Here is a 23,765-nt window from a genome sequence, read left to right on the forward strand (position 1 = left end):
GAATCTATCCTTAATTTAAGCCCGCAGTCAACCCACCTCGAAGCTATGGTAAATTACGTAGCAGGACGGGCAATTAAATCAAATTCGTTTGAAAGCTCTATATCGTCGTCTGCCCTGATAATCTCGAAATCTGTCTCCCCCTCATTGAAACGAATATTAATTTCTGGTGCACCGCCTTCGGCATCATTAAGAAACTCGACTTGCAATGAATATTTCCCAGCTGGAATTTCTAGCGGAGACAAGTCTGAAATACTTCCGATCTCAATTTTTCCATCAAAACTTTCAAATGGCACCCTAAATGCTCTAATACATTCAGAGCCAAGCTTCTGAATTGGCTCGTTGATAAATAAATTAACTTTATGATCACCATCAGCAAACAACCCGCGGAACGAGACGCTGCCGGGTCTCCATGAAAAACCCTGCGAATAGTTTCGCTCACTCCAGTCATTGAATGGTTGAGCTAGCGAGCTTGCAAATATACATAGCTGGGAATATGACAAATAAATGTTTAATCCTAATTTGGACATTAGTCGGTTACCTTAATTCTAACTTTATCTCCATTTGCGAGCCCACGACAAGCATTCCCAATACATGCCCCTGCTGCCATATTGTCCCTTGGATTAATTGGTCTTACACTTGCGCCAGCTCCTCCCTCTTTAAACATCGCCGGAGGATACTCATCTAATTGTTTGCCGGTGACTTTGGGTATTCCGCCGATTGATGCATCCCTGTTAGTAGATGCTGCATCACGAGCAATAGTTAGAATACGGGATGACCAGCGTTCTGCGCATCGGCAATATGGTCCGCTGCTTCACCATATTTCGCACGAGAAATAGGTATTTCCTTCGCTATGTTTTGTACAGGAATATTATCAGCCTGCCTAGCCAAATCAACCCCTTTATCAGCCCAGCGTCCTATCCTGGCGGCATCGCCGATGATGCCGGCCACCGGAAACATGCCGGCTAGAGAGGTGGAGGTGCCGAAGGCATCACCCTGATAGGCGTAAATACTGGCCGCACCCAGTCCGGCGGCTTGCGAGACAACTGGCACTTCGGAGGACGCTAATATATCCAGTCCAAATTGTCCTGCACAGCCCCAACCAATCTGGCTGGCAATATTGCTGGCAGTGTTGTAGTAACTCGCTCCAGCAGTCCAAGCGTTGGAAACCTTATTCGCAAACAAACCATTCGGATCATTGAAGTTAACCGGATTATTGCCAACGTAAGCATAGCGATTGATCCCATCCGCATACCCCAACGGATCACGTTGGGTAAACCTAGTCTGATTCGGATCGTAATACCGGGCCCGGTAGTAGATCAGCCCGCTGACATCCGGCTCCCGTCCGGTGTAGCCGTATTGCGGAACGGTGCCGGTACCTCCGATCTTGCTGCCGTAAGCGTCGAACCTTTGCGTGGCGGTGACGACCTTGGTAGCGTTGGTGGTGGCGAGGACGGAGTCCAGGCCATCCTGGTGGTAGTACTGGGCCGTCGCTGTCGGTAGGTTGACGTTGCCGGTCAGCCTTGCCAGCGGGTGGTCTTGGCCGGCTTGCACATAGACGGCACTTGCTGTCGTCCAGCCGGTGTTGGGGTATTCGGCGTGTATATTTTGGTCATCGTAATGGTAGTTGGTGGTGGTAGCGCCTTCGGTTTTCTGGATACGGCGGCCTTGGTCGTCGTATTTGAAGCTGCCGGTGGTGACCGCGTTGACTTGTAATTGATTGAGTCGATTGAAGCTATCGTATTGGGATTGGTTTTGGGTGGTGCCGGTGCAAGCGGTGTCGCTGGCTCGGGTGACCGTTCCGCCGCTGCATTTCTTGGTTTGCTGGCCGTTTTGATCGTACAGGTAGGCTTCCAGCAAGCTGCCGCTGAGGTTGGTTTGCCGTACTTCGGTCAGTTGCTGGGCGGCGTTGTGTTTGTAGGCGGTGGTGCTGGTGGCCGGGACGCCGAGTTGCTTTTGCACCCGGTTGCCGTAAACGTCGTGGCTGAAGCTTTGAGTTTGCGCGGCGGTGCCGTTTTGGACTTGCGTCAACCTGTCGAGAGCGTCGTAGCTGTAGGTGTAGCCGAGGGTGGCTTGGCCGCTGAGGGCTTCCTGGTTGGTTTTCCGTCTGCCCAGGCCGTCGTAGCTGTATTGGCTTTGTTGGATGACGGTGGCGGCGTTCTTATGGGCGACCTGGCTGAGGCTGTTATCGCTGTTCCAGGTCAGGGTTTGATCGATGCCGTTGGGATAACGGGCTTCGATCAGCCTACCGCCGTTGTCGTAATCGAAGGTGTAATGGTCGAAGTTAGGCGCCCACAGGCTGATGAGCCGGCCCACTTCGTCATACAGGTAGTAGCTGCCGCGTCCGTCGTTGTCTTGTAGGCTGTCCAGCTGGCCGCCGGGGCTCCAGGCGTAGTCGAGGGTTTTTTGGCCTCGGCTGTCGGTGACCTGTTGCAGACGGTGGGCGGCGTCATACGCATAGTCGTAGGCCACCTGGAGCTGGCTGCCTGGCGTCGGGCTCCAGGTTTCGGCGCGGGTGGTTTGCCCTAACGGGTTGCGGGTATAGTCGATCTTTCTACCGTCTTCGGCGGTGACGCTGAGTAGTTGATGGCCGTAGTCCCAGACGTACGTCAGGGTGTGGCCGTTGGCGCCTGGCGTTTGCACAGTCTTGACGTTGTTGTTCAGGTCGTAGCTGAAGCTGGTGACCTGGCCCAGGGCGTCGGTTTCGCTGAGTTTGCGGCCAAAGTCGTCGTAGCTGTAACTGACCTGGGTGGCGACGGTGTCGCTGCTGCTCGCGCCGGTGTTGGCGTCGATGGCGGTGCCGCCGTCAGCAGTGGTCTGGCCGGCTTTGATTTCCTTCAGATTGCCGAGGTTGTCGTAGATGTAGCGGGTCAGCGGCCGGATGGTTTGATTGAAAGTTGCGCTGCCGGGATTTTGGTCGACATAAGCGGGTCCAGCGACGCGGATTAACCTGCCCAGCGCGTCGTAATGTTTCAGGGTATCGCGGGTGGCTTCGGTGGCACCCGCTGCCGGGGTGTCGGTGGTTTTGACGACCTGGCCCAGCGCATCGTAGTCAAACTGGCGGATTTGCCCCAGAGTATAGCTGGCGATCTTGGGCTGGGTGACGCTTTTCAGGCGGCCGTCTTGCGTGGCATTCCAGTAGCTGTAGACGGTGCTATTGCCGTTGGGGTCGGTGACGGATTTGACCCGGCCCGCCGCGTCCAGTTTGCGGCTGACGTTGTGCCCGGCTTTGTCGTAGGCTTTGGTCCAGCGGTTGACGGCGTCGTAATCAAAACCCAGCGTGTAGTTGTCCGGGTCGGTGATTTGGGTGAGGTTGCCGGCGGCATCGTATTGGTATTGACTGACGTGGCCGCCGGCGTCCAAGTCGCTGGAGCACCCGGCGGAGCCGATGATAAATTGTTAAAGAGCGGTGCGATAGATGCGCCTCCTGGCGTCGGCTACATCCTATGGGCGCACGTTATCGGCGCACCTCATGACATTACGAGACATTGGAATATTAATGCAAGGTCAGTACTGTTGAATCTGCAACAAGAATACTTTCTTCATATTTATCAAGCTCATCACTAACCCAAGCTTCGCCTTTACGAACAATATGAAGCTTGACTAAAGAACCAAATTCGTCACTAGAAATAATTGCTTGAAGCTTTTCTTGAAAACCACTCCTTCTCCATATATCAAAACAAGCCTCCACAAATAAACATGCGTACGCAAGATAATTTGAGCCAATAAAATCATCAACATGAATGGAATTAATAAAACACTCATAACCTGTCTTATCCGGGAAATCGCTGTAAGTCACATTTGTTTTTCCTTTGGTCAAAGCATCTAAAAAGAAACAATCATTTTCTTTACGAAAACCTGTTAAAACAATTTCAGATAATATGGAAGGCAATTTTTTTTGGTTCCAATCGATTAGACATATTTCATTTGCCATTTTTTTGTTCATTAGAATCATATTATTCCCCGAGATATTTTGTCATACCCTTTTCGATTGCCTGCTGAAATTTAGGATCATCCAACAATTTGTTTACCGATTTAGGGGCGTTAGGGAAAGAATTTGTCGTTGGGTCATACAGATACTTATTACCGGCATTATCTTGATAATGAAGTTGTCCTGGACGTTGACCAGGATTGGGATTTTCCACATCAATTCTTGCTCTACCTTCGCCCTTCCAAAGCGTTTTACTTGCCGTTTGAACTCCACGCTCACCCAACATTCCGGCCTTAACAATACCTTTAATTACCCCGCCCGCAATCACCCCGCCGAGCTTCACCTCGGGAGCGATCATCGTGGAGCCAACATTGGTACCTAACCCAAAAAGTTCCGCAGGTGTTGGCATTCCGCCAATTTGGCTGCAAAGCCTTTGGCCGCAGGAAACTTCCGAACCGCCTATAGGTACTGTTCCTGACGCATCGGCCACCTGATAACTTTGGCCGGTAAAAATGCTGCCGGATGAGTTATATGTGCTTGTCGGCTGGGCACTAAAGATACTTGAATTACTGCTATTAAAACTATAGTAACTCTGGTCTTGGTTTTGCGTCCAGGTCGTGACCTTGGCTGCGATGGAGCCACTCGGATCATTGTAGTTAACCGGATTGTTATGCACATAGCTATAGCGGTTGAGCCCATCGAAATAGCCTAAGGGGTCGCGCTGGGTAAACCTTGTCTGGTTCGGATCGTAATACCTTGCCCGGTAGTAGATCAGCCCGCTGGCATCGGGTTCTCTTCCGGTGTAACCGTACTGCGGCACTGTGCCTGAGCTGGCGATTTTGCTGCCGTAAGCGTCGAAGCGTTGCGTGGCGGTGACGGCTTTGGCGGCGTTGGTGGTCGCCAGCACGGAGCCCAGGCCGTCTTGGTGGTAGTACTGGGCCGTGGCGCTGGGCAGGTTGGTCTGGCCGGTGAGTCTTGCTAGCGGATAGTCGGTGCCCGCTTGTACGTAAACGGCGTTGGCGGTGGTCCAGCCGGTGCCAGGATACTCGGTGTAGAGATTTTGGCCGTCGTACAGGTAGTTGGTGGTGATAGCGCCTTCGGTTTTTTGGGTTCTTCGGCCTTGGTCGTCGTATTTGAAGCTGCCGATGGTGACGGCGTTGACCTGGAGTTGATTGAGGCGGTTGAAGCTGTCGTAGCCGGTTTGGTTCTGAGTGCTGCCCGCGCAGACTGTGTCGCTGGTTCTGGTGACTGTTGTGCCGCTGCATTTTTTGGTTTGCTGGCCAGCTGCGTCATACAGGTAGGCTTCCAGCAGGGTATCGCTGAGGTTGGTTTGCCGTACTTCGGTCAGCTGATTAGCCGCATCGTGTTTGTAGGCGGTGGTGCTGGTGGCCGGGACGCCGAGTTGCTTTTGCACCCGGTTGCCGTAAACGTCGTGGCTGAAGCTTTGAGTTTGCGCGGCGGTGCCGTTTTGGACTTGCGTCAACCTGTCGAGAGCGTCGTAGCTGTAGGTGTAGCCGAGGGTGGCTTGGCCGCTGAGGGCTTCCTGGTTGGTTTTCCGTCTGCCCAGGCCGTCGTAGCTGTATTGGCTTTGTTGGATGACGGTGGCGGCGTTCTTATGGGCGACCTGGCTGAGGCTGTTATCGCTGTTCCAGGTCAGGGTTTGATCGATGCCGTTGGGATAACGGGCTTCGATCAGCCTACCGCCGTTGTCGTAATCGAAGGTGTAATGGTCGAAGTTAGGCGCCCACAGGCTGATGAGCCGGCCCACTTCGTCATACAGGTAGTAGCTGCCGCGTCCGTCGTTGTCTTGTAGGCTGTCCAGCTGGCCGCCGGGGCTCCAGGCGTAGTCGAGGGTTTTTTGGCCTCGGCTGTCGGTGACCTGTTGCAGACGGTGGGCGGCGTCATACGCATAGTCGTAGGCCACCTGGAGCTGGCTGCCTGGCGTCGGGCTCCAGGTTTCGGCGCGGGTGGTTTGCCCTAACGGGTTGCGGGTATAGTCGATCTTTCTACCGTCTTCGGCGGTGACGCTGAGTAGTTGATGGCCGTAGTCCCAGACGTACGTCAGGGTGTGGCCGTTGGCGCCTGGCGTTTGCACAGTCTTGACGTTGTTGTTCAGGTCGTAGCTGAAGCTGGTGACCTGGCCCAGGGCGTCGGTTTCGCTGAGTTTGCGGCCAAAGTCGTCGTAGCTGTAACTGACCTGGGTGGCGACGGTGTCGCTGCTGCTCGCGCCGGTGTTGGCGTCGATGGCGGTGCCGCCGTCAGCAGTGGTCTGGCCGGCTTTGATTTCCTTCAGATTGCCGAGGTTGTCGTAGATGTAGCGGGTCAGCGGCCGGATGGTTTGATTGAAAGTTGCGCTGCCGGGATTTTGGTCGACATAAGCGGGTCCAGCGACGCGGATTAACCTGCCCAGCGCGTCGTAATGTTTCAGGGTATCGCGGGTGGCTTCGGTGGCACCCGCTGCCGGGGTGTCGGTGGTTTTGACGACCTGGCCCAGCGCATCGTAGTCAAACTGGCGGATTTGCCCCAGAGTATAGCTGGCGATCTTGGGCTGGGTGACGCTTTTCAGGCGGCCGTCTTGCGCGGCGTTCCAATAGCTGTAAAGCGTGCTATTGCCGTTGGGGTCGGTGACGGCTTTAACCCGACCGGCGGCATCCAGTTTGCGGTCGACGTGATGCCCGGCTTTGTCGTAGGCTTTGGTCCAGCGGTTGACGGCATCGTAATCGAAGCCCAGCGTGTAGTTGTCCGGGTCGGTGATTTGGGTGAGGTTGCCGGTCGCGTCGTATTGGTATTGGGCGAGGTGGCCGCCGGCATCCAAGGTTTGTTGCAAGCGACCAACGGTATCATAGCGGCGATAGGCGCTGTCCCACAGCCGGGTCTGGTTGTTTTGGTTCAAGACTAATTCCTGGCCCTTCAAACGACCGTCGCCGTCGTAAAAATAGTCACGCGAGTGGCCGGCGGCGTCGGTACCGGTCAGCGGCAGGTTATCGGCGTCGTAACTGCTACTGACCGTCTGCCAGTCGGCGTCGATGCCTAGCGTCTGCCTGCCCAGGTTGTCGAATTGCAGGCTGGCGGTGTCGGTCGGGTCGGAGGCATTGATCAGGCCGTCGCCGGTTTTGTCGCCCAGCCGGGCGATCTGGGTCGGATACAGGGTGTTGGCGTCATAGGTGGTGGTCACGGTCGGTCCCGTGCCGCCGGCGAAGTTGCCCAGCGTGGCGCCGGTGAAGTCGCGTAGCGTCTTGGTTTGGGTGGGTTGACCGGTGGCGGCGTCGACATTCAGTTTAGTCCAGGCGGCGATGTTGGTCAGCGCCGGGGTGGTACCGGCGGTCGGCGCGATGCCGGCTTTCAAGCGGACGCTGTCGGTCAGGTTGCCCTTGGCGTCGTATTTGAGCAGCGTCCAGTTGCCCTTGGCGTCCTTGATGCGCTGCGGAGCGTTGAAGGTGGTGAAATCGTAGTATTCAGTAGTAGCGCCGGAGGGCTGGGTGATGCGGGTGACGTTGCCGGCAGCATCATACTGGTATTGCACATTCAAGCCAGCCGGGTCGGACTCGCTGAGGCGATTGAAGGGGTTATTCGGGTCGTAGCTGTAAGCGTGCGCGGCGCCGGCTTCATCGACGATGCGTAGCGGGTTGCCGTTGGCATCGAACGTATGTCGACGTTCGAAGCCGCGCTCGTCGACGGTGACGGTTTCGCGGCGGAAGTCTTGGTAACGAAAGGTGGTGGTCTCGGGCAACAGCGTGCCGTTATTATGCCGTTGGTGGCGGAACACCCGGCCATCGACGTAGTACGAAAACTGCATGCCTTCGCCTTGCGGCGCCGTGGTGCGTTTCAGGGCATGGTTCAGGTTTTGGCCGTCGGCGCTGCTGTAATAGGCATAGGTGACCGGCGCATGCTGACTGGCGACCGCCAGCGGACTTTTGTAAGTGGTGAGGTTGCCATTGCCGTCGTAACCGTATTGATGGGTGGCCAACACCGTGCCGCCGATGGCGAGTACTTGCACTTGGTCGAGGCGATTAGCGGTGTAATGAAATGCCAGTTTCCGGCCAGGGCCGTCGGTTACCGTACACAGCAGGTTGCCGCAACCGGTGTTGTAAGCCAGGCTCAGGGTGTTGAGGTTGCGATCCTGGATAGTCAGCAGGCGGGCCGCTTGCCCGGCGGTGACGCCGGTATTGCTCTCAAAGCCGTAGCGCAGACCGTTCTTCTCGGTGACGCTCCAGCTGCCGTCGGCTTCGCGTTTCAGCGCGGTATACACGCCCGGTGCGGCCTGGAAGGCGCTGTTAACCGGCACGCTGCTGCCGGCCAGCTTAAAGAAACGCTCCGCGCCGCTGCCGTCCAGCCAGCCGACTTTCACGAAACCGCCGTCAACGCCGTAAAAGTTCAGTTTGTGATTAAAGCTGTGGGTCCAGCCAAAACCCAAGGGGCCATCCAGGGGATTGCGGCTGTTGTAGTTACGCTCGAAGACCAGCGGCAAGCCCCGGCCCGGCACCGAAATATCGCGTTCTGAATGATACAAATTGCCGGTAGCCAGATTGACCGGATCGCCACCCCAGCTTTGCAGCCAGTTTAAGCCATTGGACAGCGTGGTAGAGTTGATCGGGAAGTTGCTGAAGAAGTTGCTGGGCAGGAAGCTATCGCGCGGAAAGCTGGTGGCGACTGGGGTGGGGTTGATCAGTGCCCAGCCGCCACCCAGCTTGTTGATCATCGCGGAGATATAGCTCTTGGTCTGGTTTTCAGCCATGAAAACCCCGCCGTTCCATGGTTGCAGGTTATTACTTGCTTGTCCGTCCGTGTAGGCGATGGACTTTTTGGGCACGGTCACCGTGGCACCATCGTTAACGTAGGTCGTAATATTGGCCTTAAATGGATCCATGCTGGCATCCATCAACGTCGACCAGTTGCCGATATTGGCCGAGGTCAGTGTGACCAACGGATTGGCGCCGCCCGATTCGCCTGCAAACTGCAAACCACGTACCGTGGACACCGCGTCGGTACGAATCAGCTCCTGCCAAATGTAGTGCTCATAGGCCGAAGCGCTGTAAGCAAACAGCTTGAATGTCGGCCAGGTTTCCGCCAATGTCGGCGCGGTCGTATCGAGTTTGACCAGATGTGCGAGATTGCCTTTGACATCAATGTAAGGCCCACTCGGATGTACCGCATAGGGTAGGTCGAACAGATAATCGACTTTGAGCCCGGCAGCGGTCAGCCCCAGGTGGTTGCCGCTTTCGCCGCTGACGCCATTGAGTTCTCCCAAGTACTGTCCGGCGTCGGTGACATAGCGCAGGTATTTCAGCAAGGCGATATGCAGCAGTTCGCCTTCCGTTTCGTCGTAATTGGCGGCATTGGCGGGTGTCGGTGCCGTGGGGGCGGCTTGCACCGATTGGATCAATCGGTCGGATCGTTCCGCCAGCAGACGATCCGAACCTTGCCGGGCGTAGGCCATCAGGGCGTGATGGGCGCCGGCTTTCAAATTGGTGTAGACGGTTTTGTTGAAGCAATGCTGATCGGAATCGGGCGCGCTGTTGGCAGGGTCATCATTGGGACAGGATGGGCTACGCGTGGTGTCATCCAGGGTGACCTTCATGATCAACCGATGCTCCGTTCCCAAGGCGATGGAACCGGTACCCGTTGTTTGGATTACGCCGTTGACTTTGATAACCGGATGGAGAGTCACCAAGGCAGGCGGGCTGGCCAGGTCGCCGTTCCAGTTGTTCCAGAGCGTTTGCGAAGCGGCATCCGGTACATATGATAGCGTCAAACGTTGATGAACGATGGACGGCAGCGACAGGATTTGTTCAGCAAGCAGATCGGCGCCGCTGCTGTTTCTGACTTTAATGGATAGTCGATAGCGGTGGCTATTCGGTAGGCTAGCGGTTTCGGATGAACTGGTACCGGCCCAACTGCCGTATTGCACCACTTCATATGGTAATGTGATCGGCAAAATGTCATAGGTTCTGTCGGTTTGTTCGCCCAAATAAGGTACGTCCAACAAGGTGTTGTCCGCGTTCAGGCCTTTGATGTAAGTCTCGACCTGGGCGGCGTAGCGTTCGTGCGGTAGGGTATTGGTACGACTAGCCAGATAACCGGCGGCGCTGTAGTCGAAAGCAATGTTTTGCTGAACACCCGCGATGCCCGGTTGATAGGTTTTGTCCTTGAAACTGGGGTCTAGCGGAATCCAGCGATAGCCGGTGTTATCGGCAGATGCGCCCCGGTAATTGCCGTAAGGCAAACAGGCTTCCACCCAGACGTGGCGTAATTGGATGCCGTTCGCATAGGAGCCGGCGCCGGGGTTTTGATTGGTAGCCAATATGGATGCGGCCGCCTGATAGGTTTTTGCGCCGATCCATCGTGGGCCTCGACCGTTAGCAGCTAGGTTCGTGGCGTCGTTCACTTGAATGTCGCCCAAAACGTAACGCGCCGGTATGTTGGACGCGCGCAGCAGTGCGATCAGCAGTGACGCTTGGTCGGTGGCGCCGCCGGCATTACTATACAAGGTGCCGAGTGAGCCTTTCATCGATCCGAAATAAGGTTCGAAGCCGATAGTGTTATGAACGTACTGATATAGTTTGACCGGCGAGTAATTCAGTTTCGCGGCAAGGTCTCGGATTTCCTGGGAAATAACCACGTCTTCCGTCGCGGCCAAATCGGTCGGCGCGTAACCGCAGGCCGCCGCTTCGTTGGGCGTCGTCGGCACCGCTGCTTCAGCTGGTGTCCCCAACATATCCAGCAGAAAAGCATAGGTTGGCGTATCGGGTTTGAATGGCCCGGCGCTCAGATAGCGCGGTAATTTTTTACTGGGTGCAATCGGTGTGGGCGTTACTTCGGTGCCCAGTCGGTTAGTGGGTGTGAGAATCGCTTCGGGCGTGGTCTCGGTGGTTTGTCCACGGCGGTGCAAAGCACGCAGCTCGGCCTTGGCGTTGCCCAAAGCGCGATGGCGAGCAACGTCCTCGCGAGCAGACGAAAAGCCCGATAGTGACCGATCGATGCGGTCGAAGCGCTGCGCTACCTGCTTGGTGTAACGCTCGAAGGCAACCACTTTGTCGAGCTGTTTTAGGCCGGACAGCTTCGCGCGCATCCGGTCGAGTTCCGCCTCCACATCCTGGCGTAAATCGGCGATTTCCGAGCGTTTGCCTTCCAAAAGTTCTTGTTTGGAGGGTAGCAGATTGGCTTGACCGGCCTGCTGCAATTGGTCTTCGTTATCCGCCTCGTCGAGCAGTTCGGCGGCCTCGTCCAGATGCTCTCGCAGTTGCTGCGCTAGGGCGTTGCCCGGCTGTTGATGCACCTTGAGCAGCGATTGCACCACAGCCTCCGGCAAAGCGGTTGGGTCTTGCGGCGCGGCGTATGGAGTTGAGGTCGCGAGTAGGCCCTGGCACAGCATAACCAACGCCAGTAGAAAGCGAAAACGAGAAACGGGTGACATGGAAGAATCCTTGGCAGAGCCTTTAGATATTTAGCGAAGGTCGCGTGTTTTATGTTGCTCAATATGCCGCATGATGAGGCAAAGCAGCCCGCCCATCAGCAACATGGCCCAGGTCGGTAGTGCCGGTACTTGTGTGGGTTCACTAGGCTCGGCTACCTCGATTTGACTAGTGACGGAGGTGTGCATATCGGCTGCCAGCACTTCGTAGGTGAAATTATAAAAACCCAGCGCCGTGGGTATGCCGGTAATCTGGCCGGTATTAGTATTCAGGCTGAGTCCATCCGGCAGTTGGCCTGAACTCAATAACCAACTATAAGGGGGTGCACCGTCATTGGGCGTCAGCGTTGAGAGATAGGGCTGATCGATGATGGCCTTGGTTAGAGGGATGGCTGTGGTGACACCGGCAATGCTGCGACCATTGCCCTTCAGCAAGCCAAAGGCATCGGGCACGTTGGGATTTGTGCCGAGCAAGGCCTGTGTCTCCGTGCCGTCCGGCAAGCCGTCGTTATCGGTATCGGCCAAGGTGGTTGCCGGAAGCGCCGCTAACGTCAATGTAGTCAGCAACGCATCGCCACCGCCCCAACTGCCGTCGGCTTGTTGCTGGGCGATGAGAAAATTCTGAGCGCTTACGGCGGCGGGATCGTTAGCGCCGGCCACGGTTACCAGCGCTCGATAGGCCAATGCGGTTTCCAATACAGTGCCGGCGCTGCCTTCACCGAAACCGCCACCGGGCGTTTTCTGTTGAGTTTTCAGCCAGGCAATCCCGGAAGTTATATAGCTCAATACGGAAATGGGGTTACTGATTTGATCATTGGTACAGTCAACTGAATATCCGTTGTATCGCTGAAGCGCTATCAAATTGAATGCTGTTGGGGTGACTCGGCTTGGTGGAATCCCTGTATCTGATTTTATATATGACCAGCCAAAATCAGTGTTCTGTTGTCCATAAATAAAACAAACGGCATTAAATTCCGATGCGTAAGTGGTTCCGGTTTGTTTGATAGCCTCCAAAGCCAGAGATGTATCGGGAGAACTGCCACCGAAATGATCGTAAGCGCCCCAACTCTGAGACGTGTCGTTACGTAACGCAATCAGTCGATTTATCAATCCTGAGACATCCCGTCCTGACTTATACAGCGCAATGGCTTGGCGGGCTAAGGCGTCCGTGCTATAGGCTTCGTGATTTTGCAGCCAGGCGACACCGTTTGCATAGGTATCGCTCTTGGTCATGCCGGCATTGATCAAGGCTTCTACCGCAGCGGCGGTCTCCGCCATCTCCAACCCCGGTGCACCCTGCCAACTGCCGTCGCCGCTCTGATGCGTAATCAGCCAGGCCATGGCCTTAAGTCGGGCATCGTCGACGGGCGCCGCCATCACGGTCGTTGCCATGAAAAAGCCTGAGCACACCGCACCCAATCTTAAACGCTTCATTTCCATATTCTCCCTGATCCGATCACCTGAGCAGGTACTCAGCTTCAATCAAATCTGACACCGGTTGTTTTAAATTTGGATGCCCATCGCACCTCGCGATGCCATAACCATACCTTGTTCAAACTGCCTTTACCTGAACGCCAAACGAGACGCTGCCAGGCCCCCTCCAACCTAAGCGCCCGAATCGGAATCAGACAAGCTTGTGCGTAGGTGTACTGCTTTTACGATCTATGGCTCGTACTAACCTAGTAAGCGGTTACGTGTTGAAATGACTAACAGCTCAAATAACGACCGCGATAAAAAATCTACCGGGCAAATATGACAAGTGTATTAATGGACAAAAATAATACTCAATAGGGTCGTTGGGGTAGAAACTAGGCAATAGAGTCCATCAAGCGAGATAGGAATATTTGGGGGGTGTGGGTGCCGGGCTGATTTATGTAGCGGGTTTGCAGCCCCTTAAATTACTGAGTGGCAGCTTTTGGGTGGTCGCTTGAGTATTTAAGGTCTTTCTGAAAAAACTCCAATGACCAGTTTTGGCCGTAGTAGATCAGTCATGATGTAAACTTGCTTGCCGAATACCTGACATTCAACTGAGTCACCGAATTCCTGCACTATTGAAATTGGATAGCTGCTCCGACGGTCGGGGTATTGGTCGATTCAAAACTTTCAGAAACTGACAAGGCTCAGAAACCGATGACCTGATTTTCATCGAATCCCACAATCAAACGCAGCAATCCGAATCACTCAAATCCTTGAGATATTTTTTTAATCGCCGAATTTCATTCAAACGCAATGAATGGGCTAGATTCAATGCTAATGCCCAGTCGTTGAAGCGTTGGTAACATTGCCGCACCTCTATTGATTGGCGCACCAAAAACGCCTGACCTTCGGGGCTATTCAACAAGCAATAAGCTTGCTTGCCGCGAACGCCCTGACGGCGCCATCGGATATACACCGTCAAGGACCGGACCTGTTGCACGTTGAGATACAATTCCCGCGGTTCCGGAATCACCCGTCTGAAAGCGCTTGCGCACTGGTTCATCAGCCTGACCACTTGAAGATTTTCCGCTTCAAGTAGCGCAATTCTGCGCCAGACACCCTGCCGCGTAGAAAACGGCAACCAGGCAGCGATGTGCTTATCGAACTCAACTAACATGCTTCACGTTTATCGATGCCAGTACCCGAATAAAAGGCGTCAGCCTCCCCTTACCCTTAAAAGGTTAAAACCTTTTGTAAGCGCTGTTAGCTACCCTGCTTGACTGTCGGTCGAGTCATTTTCAATAACCGACCTCAGTTGATACTCTGCTACCAGTATTAAAGGCTCGTCGTCCCCCTGTTCCTTCCCTGTCTCAACCGCACTATCCCTACCGGTTTTGATGCCACCGCCATTCGTTTTTTTGACAGCGATGTTGGCCTGACTTTTAGGCTTTTCTTTAATCAGCGGCGAAATCTTGGCCCGTTGGGTTTTGGATAAAATGGGCTCCGGACAGACGCCCAATAAGCCGCTTGCTCTTAGCGCATTGGAGGTTTGGGCCAGAACATCCTCCCGCGTTACACCGGTGAATTTCCATTGGCTGGCCAAATTGAAGGTGCGGCGAATCGCTTTGCCGGTCACTTGCAACAGTTGCTCTGCAACCGCGCGATCGATCAGTGCTATGTGCCTTGCGGTAAACACACTGCGCGCCAAGGCATCGTAGTCGGCAATCAAATAGGCACCCATATAACCGTACGGGTTCTGGAAATAGATCGGCACCTGCAAGGGTTGTAATGACTGCGCCACCTGAATTTCAAAACCCCTAATCTCTGCAAGGCGAGCATTCAGCCAGTCGGTCTTGGCCTGAATCAAGGCTTGACTCTCCGTCAGGGACTGCTCGATCTTGATTAAAAACCAATCGGCAAAGGGGTCATCGGCTTCGGCAGACAGCCAGATTAACTTCATGCGCCGACCAAAATCCAGTAAGCCGATAATGGGCTCGACGTGATCGGCGCTTTTTCGGCCAACCACTAACTTCTGAGCTTGCTTGGTTTGTATCGTCATCCGGGTTTCACTGCGCAAGTCACCGGGCTGTTCGATGAGGGTTCGAACGGGTTGGGACGCTGCCGCTTGTGACGATTCTTGATCCAAAAGAGCATTCATGATTCGCGCCTCCTAAATTTGCTTTTAGCCTGTGCGACATGCACAGGGCATTTTCACATTGTTGATGGGTGTGCGCCCCGCACAGGGCATTAACGGTTTTTACGCGTGTTGATTAACGCCTCTCTGAGTTGCTGAATTGGTTTTTCTTGCTCTGCTTTGCCGGAAGGCCGGCTCGTAGCGCTAGTTGTCGATTCACTCTGGGCAGCCAGTTCTTGCTGTTTCTGCAGAACCTGCTGATCCGTTTGCTGTTTGCGTTCGCGATTGTTCCGGTAACGGATATTCAAACTGGTCAACACGGGATTGCCTTTGGCTTGTTCGTGGCATAACCAGGCCAGATAGGCGACCGGGTTTCGTATCGGCTTGCTGCTGGTGCGTTTGGCTTGTATTTGCGCCGCGGTTTCATCCAGTATCATCTGCTGTAATTCAGGCGCGACTTGTTGCAGGTAAAGCGTGGCTAGCTCTCGCTCGCTGGCGTTGAAGTCCGGCGGATAGATCAGCGGGTCGCAAGCCTGCGCGGTTAAGTTTTTTGTCTGAATCGCTGAATCAGTGGTAGTAGTTGTTTTATTTAAACTACTACCACTACTTGTAGTAGTTATATGGAGCCTGCGGTCAAAATAGTTAACTCCATCGCTAACCGATTGTTTTTCGTTGCTTTCTGTTTGGCTCAAAGCCGGGCTAAAAATATTGACCCGGTCGTTTTCCGCCGGGTTCACTTTTTTGACTTGGCTTTCTTGCGCCGGGTTAAATAAATTAACCCGGTGGAGAGGGGTAAAGTTCTGATTTCGGCCTTGACCATTCACCTGCCGAAAGAAATCGTTCACGATGCCTTGCCCCGCATCCTCGTCAAACAGTTCCGCTTGGCCGGCTATCGAATGATTGATCGATTGCCAGAGGTTTTGCGAAAGGCGCCGGATTTGCGCATGCTGGTGCCGGCATTGCTGTTTGACGAAGGTTAGGTAATGCGGATCCAGATAGATGGCGTCGGTAAAAGCCAACGGACTGTCATGGATCGCATAGATGTGACCTTTGAATTGACCGGTTTCATTGCGCAACTCCGAGCATAATGAAATCCAGCGGGTTAAACGAAGCACGTACAGCACTTTCGAGGCGGTCGGTTTCGAGACGCCTAATTGGCTTTGCAATAAGCGGTGCAGCGATAAGATCACCGCAGAGTCGGTCATGGCCTGCGTCCGGATGAGTCCCCAGCAACGCACATCGATCGCTTCTAAATGTCGATCGCACCAAATGGCGCGTGGAATGGCATCCTGCCATTGACCGATATAAAGCAGCGAGTCATGGTTTTTGCCTTGCGTAGAGGTCCCTATTTTTAACTGGGCCAGTTCTTTGGCAATCTGCTGGGCGAGTTGCAGGACCGAATCCGAGATCGAAGTCATGGCTGGGACTGTCATCGGTAATCATCCAGCGATTAATGTGATCGGTATCGATTAACAACGGCCATCGAGATCACTGGCAAACCAAGTCTGGATCAAAGGCCAGATGGCACTGATTTTGATCTGCGTTTCTCGATGCACATGAAGCAAACGTTCGGCTATGCCGAGCGGTTCCTGGTCGGTGGATTTCCAGAGTTCCCATATTTTGACTTGTTCGGCTTCGTTCGGAATGAAAGGCCGGCCATCGGCTTTGGGTAGATTCAGGTATTTTCGATAATTGGCGGTATCGGCACTGGTTAAACCAAACAGGGTGCGCATGACAGGTAATGAAGCACCGGCGGTCAATAACTGCATAACCAGTTCCCGCTGCCGGATACGGCGACCGCAGACCATCATGGCAATATCCAGAGCATCGGCGTCAAACAGGATACGCATATAGCGGGCCTTGGTGGTCATTGCCATTTCATGAATTTCCTGGGTGCTCAAGGTCAAGATCTTTTCGATTTGATCGTTGCGCAACCCCAATTGATGGGGCGTGTCAAAATCGCCTTCCGCTGCCATGCGCGACACATACATCAAGGTGTGCAAGGCAAATTCGGCTTGATAATTCATAGTCACCTCCATGCTAGGAAGGCCCGGCGGGCCAAAGCTGTGTATTGGAAAATTGTTGCCGAATCAGGCGGCAGGTTTCGATCAATTGACAGATATCAGTAAACACCGGATCGTTGACGATATCCACATTCTGTAACACTTCGTGCGGGTAGTGGGACAAACTGGGCGCAGGACCTACCAGCCGTTGCAGTTCAGCCGCATCCTCATTCTGATAGAGCCGATACAACGCCGTCTGTTGCCACAACGGGAAGCGCTCCTGACTGACGATTTGTTCGGAAATCCCCAGCAAAAGCCACCATATACCCCAAGTATCATGCGCGGTGAAAGCCGCCGCCGGTTTTTCGACGATAAAGCCCAGGCCTTGACTGATTGGCAACACACTGGCTTCGAGTTGAATCGATGCAGCGATCCGTTTGGCCAAACCATAGGTCTGCTCGTAGAGTGTTTGAATATTGGCTGGCTGTTTTAACTGGTTGCTCGCAACTGAACTGGAATCGTGCTGTTGGGGTTCGCGCGGTATCTGCAGCAGTCGAATATCGGTTTGCGGAATGTCATGGGCAGATTCATCCTGGCTATGACTGTGCGGGGGTGATTTGGCACTAACGTCAGCAGGAAGTCGCCCTGGATCATCCGGCCAGTCATCATCAATAGCTGATTGGTTAAATAGCAAAGCATCGATTTCCAAACGCAGACGATTAGCGCCGATGTTCAGCAACGGCGCCAGTTGTTTATCCAATTCGCGGCGAACCGCATCAAAATCCCACTGTTCATCGTCAAAACTCGACAGCGTATGCGCAAACAAGGCGGCAAATTGCTCGGTTTTGCCCTGGCAGACTCGCTTATAGGCTTTTTCGGTGTTTTTGATGATATCGATTCGATTGGCACCCAGGCCGCTCCGCAGCGTATTCGGAATCAACTGGTCCAGTTCCAGGGCATACTCGAAGCGAATTAAATGGCGTCGGGACAGGCTATAACCCAAGGCCTTAATCCGTTTGCACAATTCGGTGCGGGAAAAAGATTGCCGGAATTCGGTCTCCAGCTGGTGCTGTAACTCCCTGACGGCATAGGCTTTATCAATCAAGGCCATCTCCCCGCGCAATTCGTTTTCTATCAGGTGAGCGGAGAGAACGGCGGCTTCCGATTGCCAAGGCACATATAAGCAATGAACGGTATTGAAAGCCTCATCGCCGGTCTCGGCATACAGTTCATTTAGGATGGCCAAGCGGGTATTGCCTCCCGACTGAATCATATAGCATTCTTCACCCGGGCGTAGCGTGACCGTGAAAGGGTTGTTCAAGCCGCGCTGTTCGCGTATCGAGGCTTTGATGTCGTCATAAGCCGGATTTCTTTCCCTTCTGGGATTGTGGTCGTAGGTTTTGATTTGCGCCAGAGTTAACAAGAGTTGTGCGGGCATGATCGGATCGCTAGTAGCGAGGTCGGCTTGGTCGGTATCCGATTTAAAATGGCCTTCCAACAGTAAATCCTTGAGCTGATCCTGGTTCGGCCGCTTGATTCTTGTCGTCATGACAGGATCTCTTGCTCAAGTACCGATAAGTCCAGATCGGGTAAGTTTGGAATGAGTTCCCGAGCCAGCGCTTTCATGGTCTCTAACGCACTCATGCCTTTACCTTTGCGCTTCGGTTCAAACCGGTGCACCGGCATTTTATGCGTAGCCGCCTCTCGATAAGCAACCGCATTGGGGATCACGGTATTTAAAATCGAAATCGCACCTTTGCTGGGTAAAAAGGCGGCTTTGCGTAATTCTTCGGCAATATTCCGGGCGTCGATAGTCCTATCCTGCCGGTAAATAACGCCGCGTAACGGCCCGATGGGCGCACCCAAACGAGCCATGGGTTCCAGGCGTTGAATCATTGCCACCGTGCCCCGTACGAATTCTCGCGCGGACAAGATTTCCGGCGGAATGGGCGACAGCATGAAATCGGCGGCAGCCACCGCGGCATCTTGTAACGGTCCTACCGCACCTTGGGTATCGATCAACACAAAATCGTAACGCGCTTCCAACTGCATTAAACTGTATTTAAGTCGGACCCGGCCATCGACCGTGTCGCGAATCCAGTCCCGCAACTTGCCCTGCGGATCATCGGACAGAATGATATCGAGATTATCGATACTGGTCTGGCTGATGACGGTATCGACGGTAGCGTTAACCAGAAAATGCTGTAAGCCATGTTCGGCACGCTGCCGGATCCGGTAGTAACTAGACAGAGTGGGCTGAGGATCGGCGTCGATCAACAGCACACGATAGCCAAAATCGGCCAATATGCCGCCCATATTGGCCGTCAGCGTGGTTTTTCCAACGCCACCCTTCGTACTGACTATCGTTATTTTGATCATGACTCAACCATCTCGCCATCGACAGGCTTTCAAGATTGACGCGTTAATACACTTCGTTAGCCTGACACACGCCGTTGCCGTCGTTCTGTACTTGAGGCTAAAATACCATCGCTTTCTCTAAATTAAAAGTATAGAATTACGAAGATTTTTTTTATAAAAAATCGTTATCTTATTTTTATCTATTTATCATTGACTTAAATTTGTATAACAAGACGATAATTTACGTTTAATGAATTTATTGCACACCGATACAGCTGCAGGCTTTACTTTGATCAGCCTTTCCTTCCAGGAATGGTTAGCCATCGAAGAACCCATCTTGTTTTCTTTTGCGGATGCTCGGACAGAAAATACCGTACTAACACTTAAACACGCGAGCAGCCTGTCCGCTTACTCGATGCTAGTTGTCGTCGTAAAAGTGGGCGACACCCTTTACAAATTGACGGGCAAACAGAGGAAAGAAGATTGGCTGTCCGGCAACACACCACCGCCCGACTACCTGATCGCTCAGGTCATCGATTTGTCGGAGCAAGATTTCTCGGCGCTCAATACCGAAGTACAAAATAGGCGCATGAAAAGAGTAGCGCCCAACGAAACAGTGAAGCTTATTTACGCCGGCTTAGGCCTGGAATTCACTTCCGACCGCTTAAAAGACGGCTTTATCCTCGAAGCCTTGAATATCGCCCTCAGAGGCAAACCCCGCTCGCTACAAGACAAACGATTTGTTTGGGAAAAGGAGGAAATCAATGCTCAAAAAGCCATTCATTTGTTCAGTGAAGAATTGCGCTTGATCGATAACTTGAAACCCAAATCCGAAATCTTCGTGTCCGGAGTGCTTGGCGGCGCGCTACTGATGCTGGGCATTAATAAAGACGTTAAGGATTTTTTATCGCGCTTGAATGATGGCCGGGGAGAAACCCGAAATGGCCTTGAAGATCCGGTCAGCGGGCTTTTAAGAGCGATTGACCTACACAGGATCAGCGATCCAGCCATTCCCGCTCATACAGCAGCCGATATTTACAGAAAAACGATACAAGCCATCGTGCTATGGAAAGAAGGCGCCGACTCAGCGAAATATTGGCGCAAGAAATTACTGTCCGGCGCCGATCCAAGACCTTATATCCGAGAGTTAAAGAGCCTAAAACAAGTCGATGAATGCAAGGATCTCTAAAGCACTGCTGCGCCTCTGGCTCATCCTGATTTCTTGCAAGGCAATTGCCGAAGAGCCGCATGTTTTAGTGCTCTACCCCGCCGCAGCCCCTCCAATCAGTTCGATTTATGCCACAACGATTAAAGGCATTAAAACCAGAGTAAAACGGATCGACGCCGTAGCGATTCCGGAAACGGCACGCCTAGCCGACGTAAAACCAAGCATTGACCGCATCCACCCCGACATTATCATCGCCTTGGGCAATCAAGCAGCCGAATTCATCAAGCCAAGTCCTTATCGAAGTCAATCCCTTCTTGGCTTGGTGTATTTCGATCATGCCGAATCTCATGGCGTGAGCCTGAGGCTAGACAGCCAAATATTGACATCGAACTTACAGCGCCTGACTCCACGCATTAGACAGGTATTCATCGTCGAAAACAGCTCTCACCTCATCCTGCAGCAAGACTCCTCTGCAACGACCTCGAAACCGCTGCTTACTATCCGGACGGGGAATGATATGAAAACCACTATGCGCATCCTCGGAGAATTACTGGAGCACGATGCCACGCCTGAAGACTCCATTTTGATACCCGCCGACATCCCAAAAGACATACTCTACGAAGCGTCCAACATAGCCTGGCGCAAAAATATCGCGCTGCTCTCCACCAATCTATCGCATTTGGAATACGGGGTGCTCATGACCTTCAATCCGAACCTGCTCGCCTTGGGAGAGCAATTGGGCGACATGGCTAACCAGCAAACAGTGACTTACGAGCCGATGAAAAAAGTCGACGTTGCTTTAAACCAACGCGTCGCTCAGCATATGGATATGCATTTCGATCCGTCTGCGCTAAGCGCGTTTTCGCTGGTACTCGAATGAAACGGCTATTCGACGCCCTTAACCGCTTCGACTTTCGGCAACGTTACGATTTGGTCGTGCTGATCTCGGTGGCGATGGCGGGCATGCTCATCGTCGCCTCGCTGTACTTTGCAGCCTACCAATATACCAGCAACTATACTCGCCAATACTGGAAGGCTTATACCCTCACCTTTGCAAACTCAGTCAAATACAGTGTCATTCTGCACGCCACCACGGTCTCACAGGACATTGTTCAAACCTATGCCGGCGATAGGAATGTATTAAAAGCCTCCGTATTTGAAAGCCCACATGCGTTAATAGCGTCTTCCAATCACAAAGCCTTCGCATGCCATTTGCCCGCATCGCCTATCGTGCAGACTCAAGTTCGCAATTCCGATGATGCCTGGTGTTTTTATGCCCCGCTTTATCAAGACGACGATTATTTGGGCTACGTCGAACTGGTGGTGTCCAAACAGGATCTGGATGGCTTCATGCGGCAAATAGTCTTGGTGTCAGGCTTTATCGTGATGGCTGCGCTGGTCATCCTGTTCTTGCTGGTGCGGCGATTTTCAGGCATTTTTACCGCACCCTTGCTCGAAATAGTCACTGCATTGACGAATGTTAGCCTGGGCATTCGCGGTCATCGAGTCAATTTTCAGGGACCGCCCGATATGCAGCGTGTGAGTGCCGATTTTAATGACATGCTGGCGAAAATCGAACGTAACGAACAAATTCTTGAACAATGCGTGACCGATCGTACCAGCGAATTGAAGATCGCCCTGGATGGCAGCCGCGCCGCCAATCGCTATAAGAACCAAATCATGACCCTGGTTTCCCATGAAATGAAAACCCCGTTACACGGCATTGGCGCCTATCTGGAATTGATACAGGCTGCCTTGCCGCAAACAGTGGAATTCGACTTATGCCGCTCTTTCCATGCCAATGCCTTGGAGCGTACCCGGGATTTGAACGAGTTGATCAACAAAGTCCTGATACACGGCAAACTGGAAGCCAACAAAGTCGAACTAAACCAGGAAACCATCGATATCAAAGCACTGATGGAACAATGCGCCGCGAAGCTGGCTCCCGCCCTTGCCAGCAACCGCAACCGATTATCGCTGACGGGCGAACCGGGAATGATGACCATCGACGCCGAGGTATTACGGCATATCGTGGGCAATTTATTGAGTAATGCCTGTAAATTTACCGCTGATGGGGATATTCAATTGAGCTGGCGACACGAGAATGCGAGCGCCATCATTCAGGTCCGCGATAGCGGCTGCGGCATCCCGTCCGAATATCAGCAGTTGATATTCGAACCTTTCTGGCAAGCCGATATGAGCCTGACTCGCGAACACGGCGGACATGGCTTGGGACTTTCCATAACCAAGAGGTTTATTGAATTGTTGGGCGGCAGTATCAGTGTATATTCCGAGCCGGGTACTGGCTCGCTGTTTACCGTTAAAATTCCCTGGCAATGAGGCTTATTTTTTCGTCTTCGGTGAGATTATTGGGCAGCAAACCTTTTAAAGCAGCCATGATCTGTTTGAGCCTATCGGCATCATTTTGACTCAGCGCATAATCTAATAACCAAACCAAGTTTCTGATCGCATTGAGTTTCGATTCCGCAAAATGCGCTTGATGCAGCAGCTTGGATTTATTCAACAATTTCTGGCAAAGCGTTTTTAACGCATCCAAAGAGAACGGCTTACACAGGTATTCGCTGGCACCGTTCAACAGCATTTTGTTTTGAATCTTCGGCTTATCCAAGGCTGTGACGATGATGACCGACTGGTTCTTATTGATCGCCATTATTTTGGACAAAATGTCTTCGCCCGACAGTTTGGGCAACATCAAGTCCAGCAACACCAGATCGTGATGCTTTGCTTCCCAGAGTGCATAACCAGACAAGCCGTCGTCGGCGACATCGACATCGTAGAGATCTTTGAGGGCATGGAAAGCGGTGAAGGAGGCATCCTTATCATCCTCGATGATCAGAACTGTATGCCTGACAGGATTAGCGCTTCCGCCAAACTGTCGATTAGTTGGATCGCTGACCGCAACTAGCCTGCCCGCCAGATTTTCTAAAGACACCACAGTAAAACCATATTCCTTGGCAAGTAAGACCGGAATATCGATCTCGCAGGTTTCCTTGAGCAAAAAAATGGGTCGACCCTGAGCGTTAAAACGCATCGAGTTAATCAATGTCGATAGTCGCCAGATATCCATGTTTGCGACGGCGTATTCTGCGACGATAACGTCGCAGCGGTGCGTGAGCAATCCATCCATCAACGCCCTGGCTGATTTAACGTAAACCACGGATTCGGCATTGAACCCTGCCGCAATCATTTGAGCTTGTATGGCCGCCGTATCGCTGAATGGATCTGTGACTACGAATGCGTTCATGACGATGACTCCTAAAATAATGTGCGAAGTCCTCCGAAGCGGCGAGAGCTGCCGAGAACGGCAAAAAACGCAACATATTCGA

General features: G+C 53.0%; 16 protein-coding genes. 3 read left to right on the forward strand and 13 right to left on the reverse strand.

Annotation, left to right across the window (positions count from 1 at the left end):
• Positions 1–53 precede the first annotated feature (53 nt).
• The 12 genes from comJ to EBA_RS16305 form a co-directional block, all read right to left on the reverse strand.
• The gene (gene comJ / locus EBA_RS16250) at positions 54–527 is read right to left on the reverse strand and encodes a competence protein ComJ (protein ID WP_192375682.1); all 474 of its coding nucleotides are present in this window, start codon (positions 525–527) and stop codon (positions 54–56) included.
• Positions 527–766 (reverse strand): NucA/NucB deoxyribonuclease domain-containing protein, encoded by a 240-nt coding sequence (locus EBA_RS24950; protein ID WP_192377320.1) that lies wholly within the window; start codon positions 764–766, stop codon positions 527–529. The genes comJ and EBA_RS24950 overlap by 1 nt, the downstream gene beginning before the upstream one ends.
• On the reverse strand, positions 760–3,360 hold the full coding sequence (locus EBA_RS16260) for an RHS repeat-associated core domain-containing protein (protein ID WP_225616338.1): 2,601 nt from the start codon (positions 3,358–3,360) through the stop codon (positions 760–762). Before EBA_RS16260 ends, EBA_RS24950 begins: the two co-directional genes overlap by 7 nt.
• 133 nt (positions 3,361–3,493) lie before the next feature.
• Positions 3,494–3,943, reverse strand: a complete 450-nt coding sequence (locus EBA_RS16265) for a hypothetical protein (RefSeq protein WP_192375683.1) — start codon at positions 3,941–3,943, stop codon at positions 3,494–3,496.
• 10 nt (positions 3,944–3,953) lie between these two features.
• Positions 3,954–11,342 carry an RHS repeat-associated core domain-containing protein gene (locus tag EBA_RS16270; protein WP_225616339.1) on the reverse strand — a complete coding sequence of 2,463 codons (7,389 nt, stop codon included), beginning with the start codon at positions 11,340–11,342 and terminating at the stop codon, positions 3,954–3,956.
• Positions 11,343–11,372: 30 nt separating this feature from the next.
• Entirely contained in the window at positions 11,373–12,773 is a 1,401-nt protein-coding gene (locus tag EBA_RS16275) for a putative Ig domain-containing protein (RefSeq protein ID WP_225616340.1), read from the reverse strand.
• Positions 12,774–13,497: 724 nt separating this feature from the next.
• Complete coding sequence (locus EBA_RS16280) at positions 13,498–13,932, reverse strand: hypothetical protein (protein ID WP_192375685.1); 435 nt, start codon at positions 13,930–13,932, stop codon at positions 13,498–13,500.
• A gap of 90 nt (positions 13,933–14,022) precedes the next feature.
• Complete coding sequence (locus EBA_RS16285) at positions 14,023–14,913, reverse strand: PFL_4669 family integrating conjugative element protein (RefSeq protein WP_192375686.1); 891 nt, start codon at positions 14,911–14,913, stop codon at positions 14,023–14,025.
• Positions 14,914–15,002: 89 nt separating this feature from the next.
• Positions 15,003–16,307, reverse strand: coding sequence for an STY4528 family pathogenicity island replication protein (locus tag EBA_RS16290; protein ID WP_192375687.1), 1,305 nt, complete (start codon positions 16,305–16,307; stop codon positions 15,003–15,005).
• A gap of 51 nt (positions 16,308–16,358) precedes the next feature.
• On the reverse strand, positions 16,359–16,916 hold the full coding sequence (locus EBA_RS16295) for a DUF2857 domain-containing protein (RefSeq protein ID WP_192375688.1): 558 nt from the start codon (positions 16,914–16,916) through the stop codon (positions 16,359–16,361).
• A gap of 13 nt (positions 16,917–16,929) precedes the next feature.
• Positions 16,930–18,441, reverse strand: a complete 1,512-nt coding sequence (locus EBA_RS16300; protein ID WP_192375689.1) for a ParB family protein — start codon at positions 18,439–18,441, stop codon at positions 16,930–16,932.
• Positions 18,438–19,271: a ParA family protein gene (locus EBA_RS16305; RefSeq protein ID WP_192375690.1), complete on the reverse strand. Its 834-nt coding sequence runs from the start codon at positions 19,269–19,271 to the stop codon at positions 18,438–18,440. The genes EBA_RS16300 and EBA_RS16305 overlap by 4 nt, the downstream gene beginning before the upstream one ends.
• Positions 19,272–19,500: 229 nt before the next feature.
• Here EBA_RS16305 and EBA_RS16310 point away from each other — a divergent pair, with 229 nt between their 5' ends.
• Genes EBA_RS16310 through EBA_RS16320 form a run of 3 tightly spaced genes read left to right on the forward strand, consistent with a single transcriptional unit; the run spans position 19,501 to position 22,758 of the window.
• Positions 19,501–20,439, forward strand: coding sequence for a hypothetical protein (locus EBA_RS16310; RefSeq protein ID WP_192375691.1), 939 nt, complete (start codon positions 19,501–19,503; stop codon positions 20,437–20,439).
• Positions 20,420–21,298 (forward strand): hypothetical protein, encoded by an 879-nt coding sequence (locus EBA_RS16315; protein WP_192375692.1) that lies wholly within the window; start codon positions 20,420–20,422, stop codon positions 21,296–21,298. The genes EBA_RS16310 and EBA_RS16315 overlap by 20 nt, the downstream gene beginning before the upstream one ends.
• Positions 21,295–22,758 carry a sensor histidine kinase gene (locus tag EBA_RS16320; RefSeq protein ID WP_192375693.1) on the forward strand — a complete coding sequence of 488 codons (1,464 nt, stop codon included), beginning with the start codon at positions 21,295–21,297 and terminating at the stop codon, positions 22,756–22,758. The genes EBA_RS16315 and EBA_RS16320 overlap by 4 nt, the downstream gene beginning before the upstream one ends.
• Here the strand turns inward: EBA_RS16320 and EBA_RS16325 are convergent.
• Entirely contained in the window at positions 22,739–23,683 is a 945-nt protein-coding gene (locus tag EBA_RS16325; protein WP_192375694.1) for a response regulator, read from the reverse strand. The genes EBA_RS16320 and EBA_RS16325 overlap by 20 nt on opposite strands.
• Positions 23,684–23,765 lie beyond the last annotated feature (82 nt).

It is taken from the genome of Methylomonas albis (assembly GCF_014850955.1).
GTDB lineage: Bacteria > Pseudomonadota > Gammaproteobacteria > Methylococcales > Methylomonadaceae > Methylomonas > Methylomonas albis.

Coding starts and splice junctions, on each gene's coding strand:
- EBA_RS16275 (WP_225616340.1), bottom strand. CDS start 12,773: ATGAAGCGTTTAAGATTGGGTGCGGTGTGCTCAGGCTTTTTCATGGCA.
- EBA_RS16280 (WP_192375685.1), bottom strand. CDS start 13,932: ATGTTAGTTGAGTTCGATAAGCACATCGCTGCCTGGTTGCCGTTTTCT.
- EBA_RS16310 (WP_192375691.1), top strand. CDS start 19,501: ATGAATTTATTGCACACCGATACAGCTGCAGGCTTTACTTTGATCAGC.
- EBA_RS16325 (WP_192375694.1), bottom strand. CDS start 23,683: ATGAACGCATTCGTAGTCACAGATCCATTCAGCGATACGGCGGCCATA.
- EBA_RS16285 (WP_192375686.1), bottom strand. CDS start 14,913: ATGAATGCTCTTTTGGATCAAGAATCGTCACAAGCGGCAGCGTCCCAA.
- EBA_RS16270 (WP_225616339.1), bottom strand. CDS start 11,342: ATGTCACCCGTTTCTCGTTTTCGCTTTCTACTGGCGTTGGTTATGCTG.
- comJ (WP_192375682.1), bottom strand. CDS start 527: ATGTCCAAATTAGGATTAAACATTTATTTGTCATATTCCCAGCTATGT.
- EBA_RS16265 (WP_192375683.1), bottom strand. CDS start 3,943: ATGAACAAAAAAATGGCAAATGAAATATGTCTAATCGATTGGAACCAA.
- EBA_RS16315 (WP_192375692.1), top strand. CDS start 20,420: ATGAATGCAAGGATCTCTAAAGCACTGCTGCGCCTCTGGCTCATCCTG.
- EBA_RS16320 (WP_192375693.1), top strand. CDS start 21,295: ATGAAACGGCTATTCGACGCCCTTAACCGCTTCGACTTTCGGCAACGT.
- EBA_RS16290 (WP_192375687.1), bottom strand. CDS start 16,307: ATGACTTCGATCTCGGATTCGGTCCTGCAACTCGCCCAGCAGATTGCC.
- EBA_RS16305 (WP_192375690.1), bottom strand. CDS start 19,271: ATGATCAAAATAACGATAGTCAGTACGAAGGGTGGCGTTGGAAAAACC.
- EBA_RS16300 (WP_192375689.1), bottom strand. CDS start 18,441: ATGACGACAAGAATCAAGCGGCCGAACCAGGATCAGCTCAAGGATTTA.
- EBA_RS16295 (WP_192375688.1), bottom strand. CDS start 16,916: ATGAATTATCAAGCCGAATTTGCCTTGCACACCTTGATGTATGTGTCG.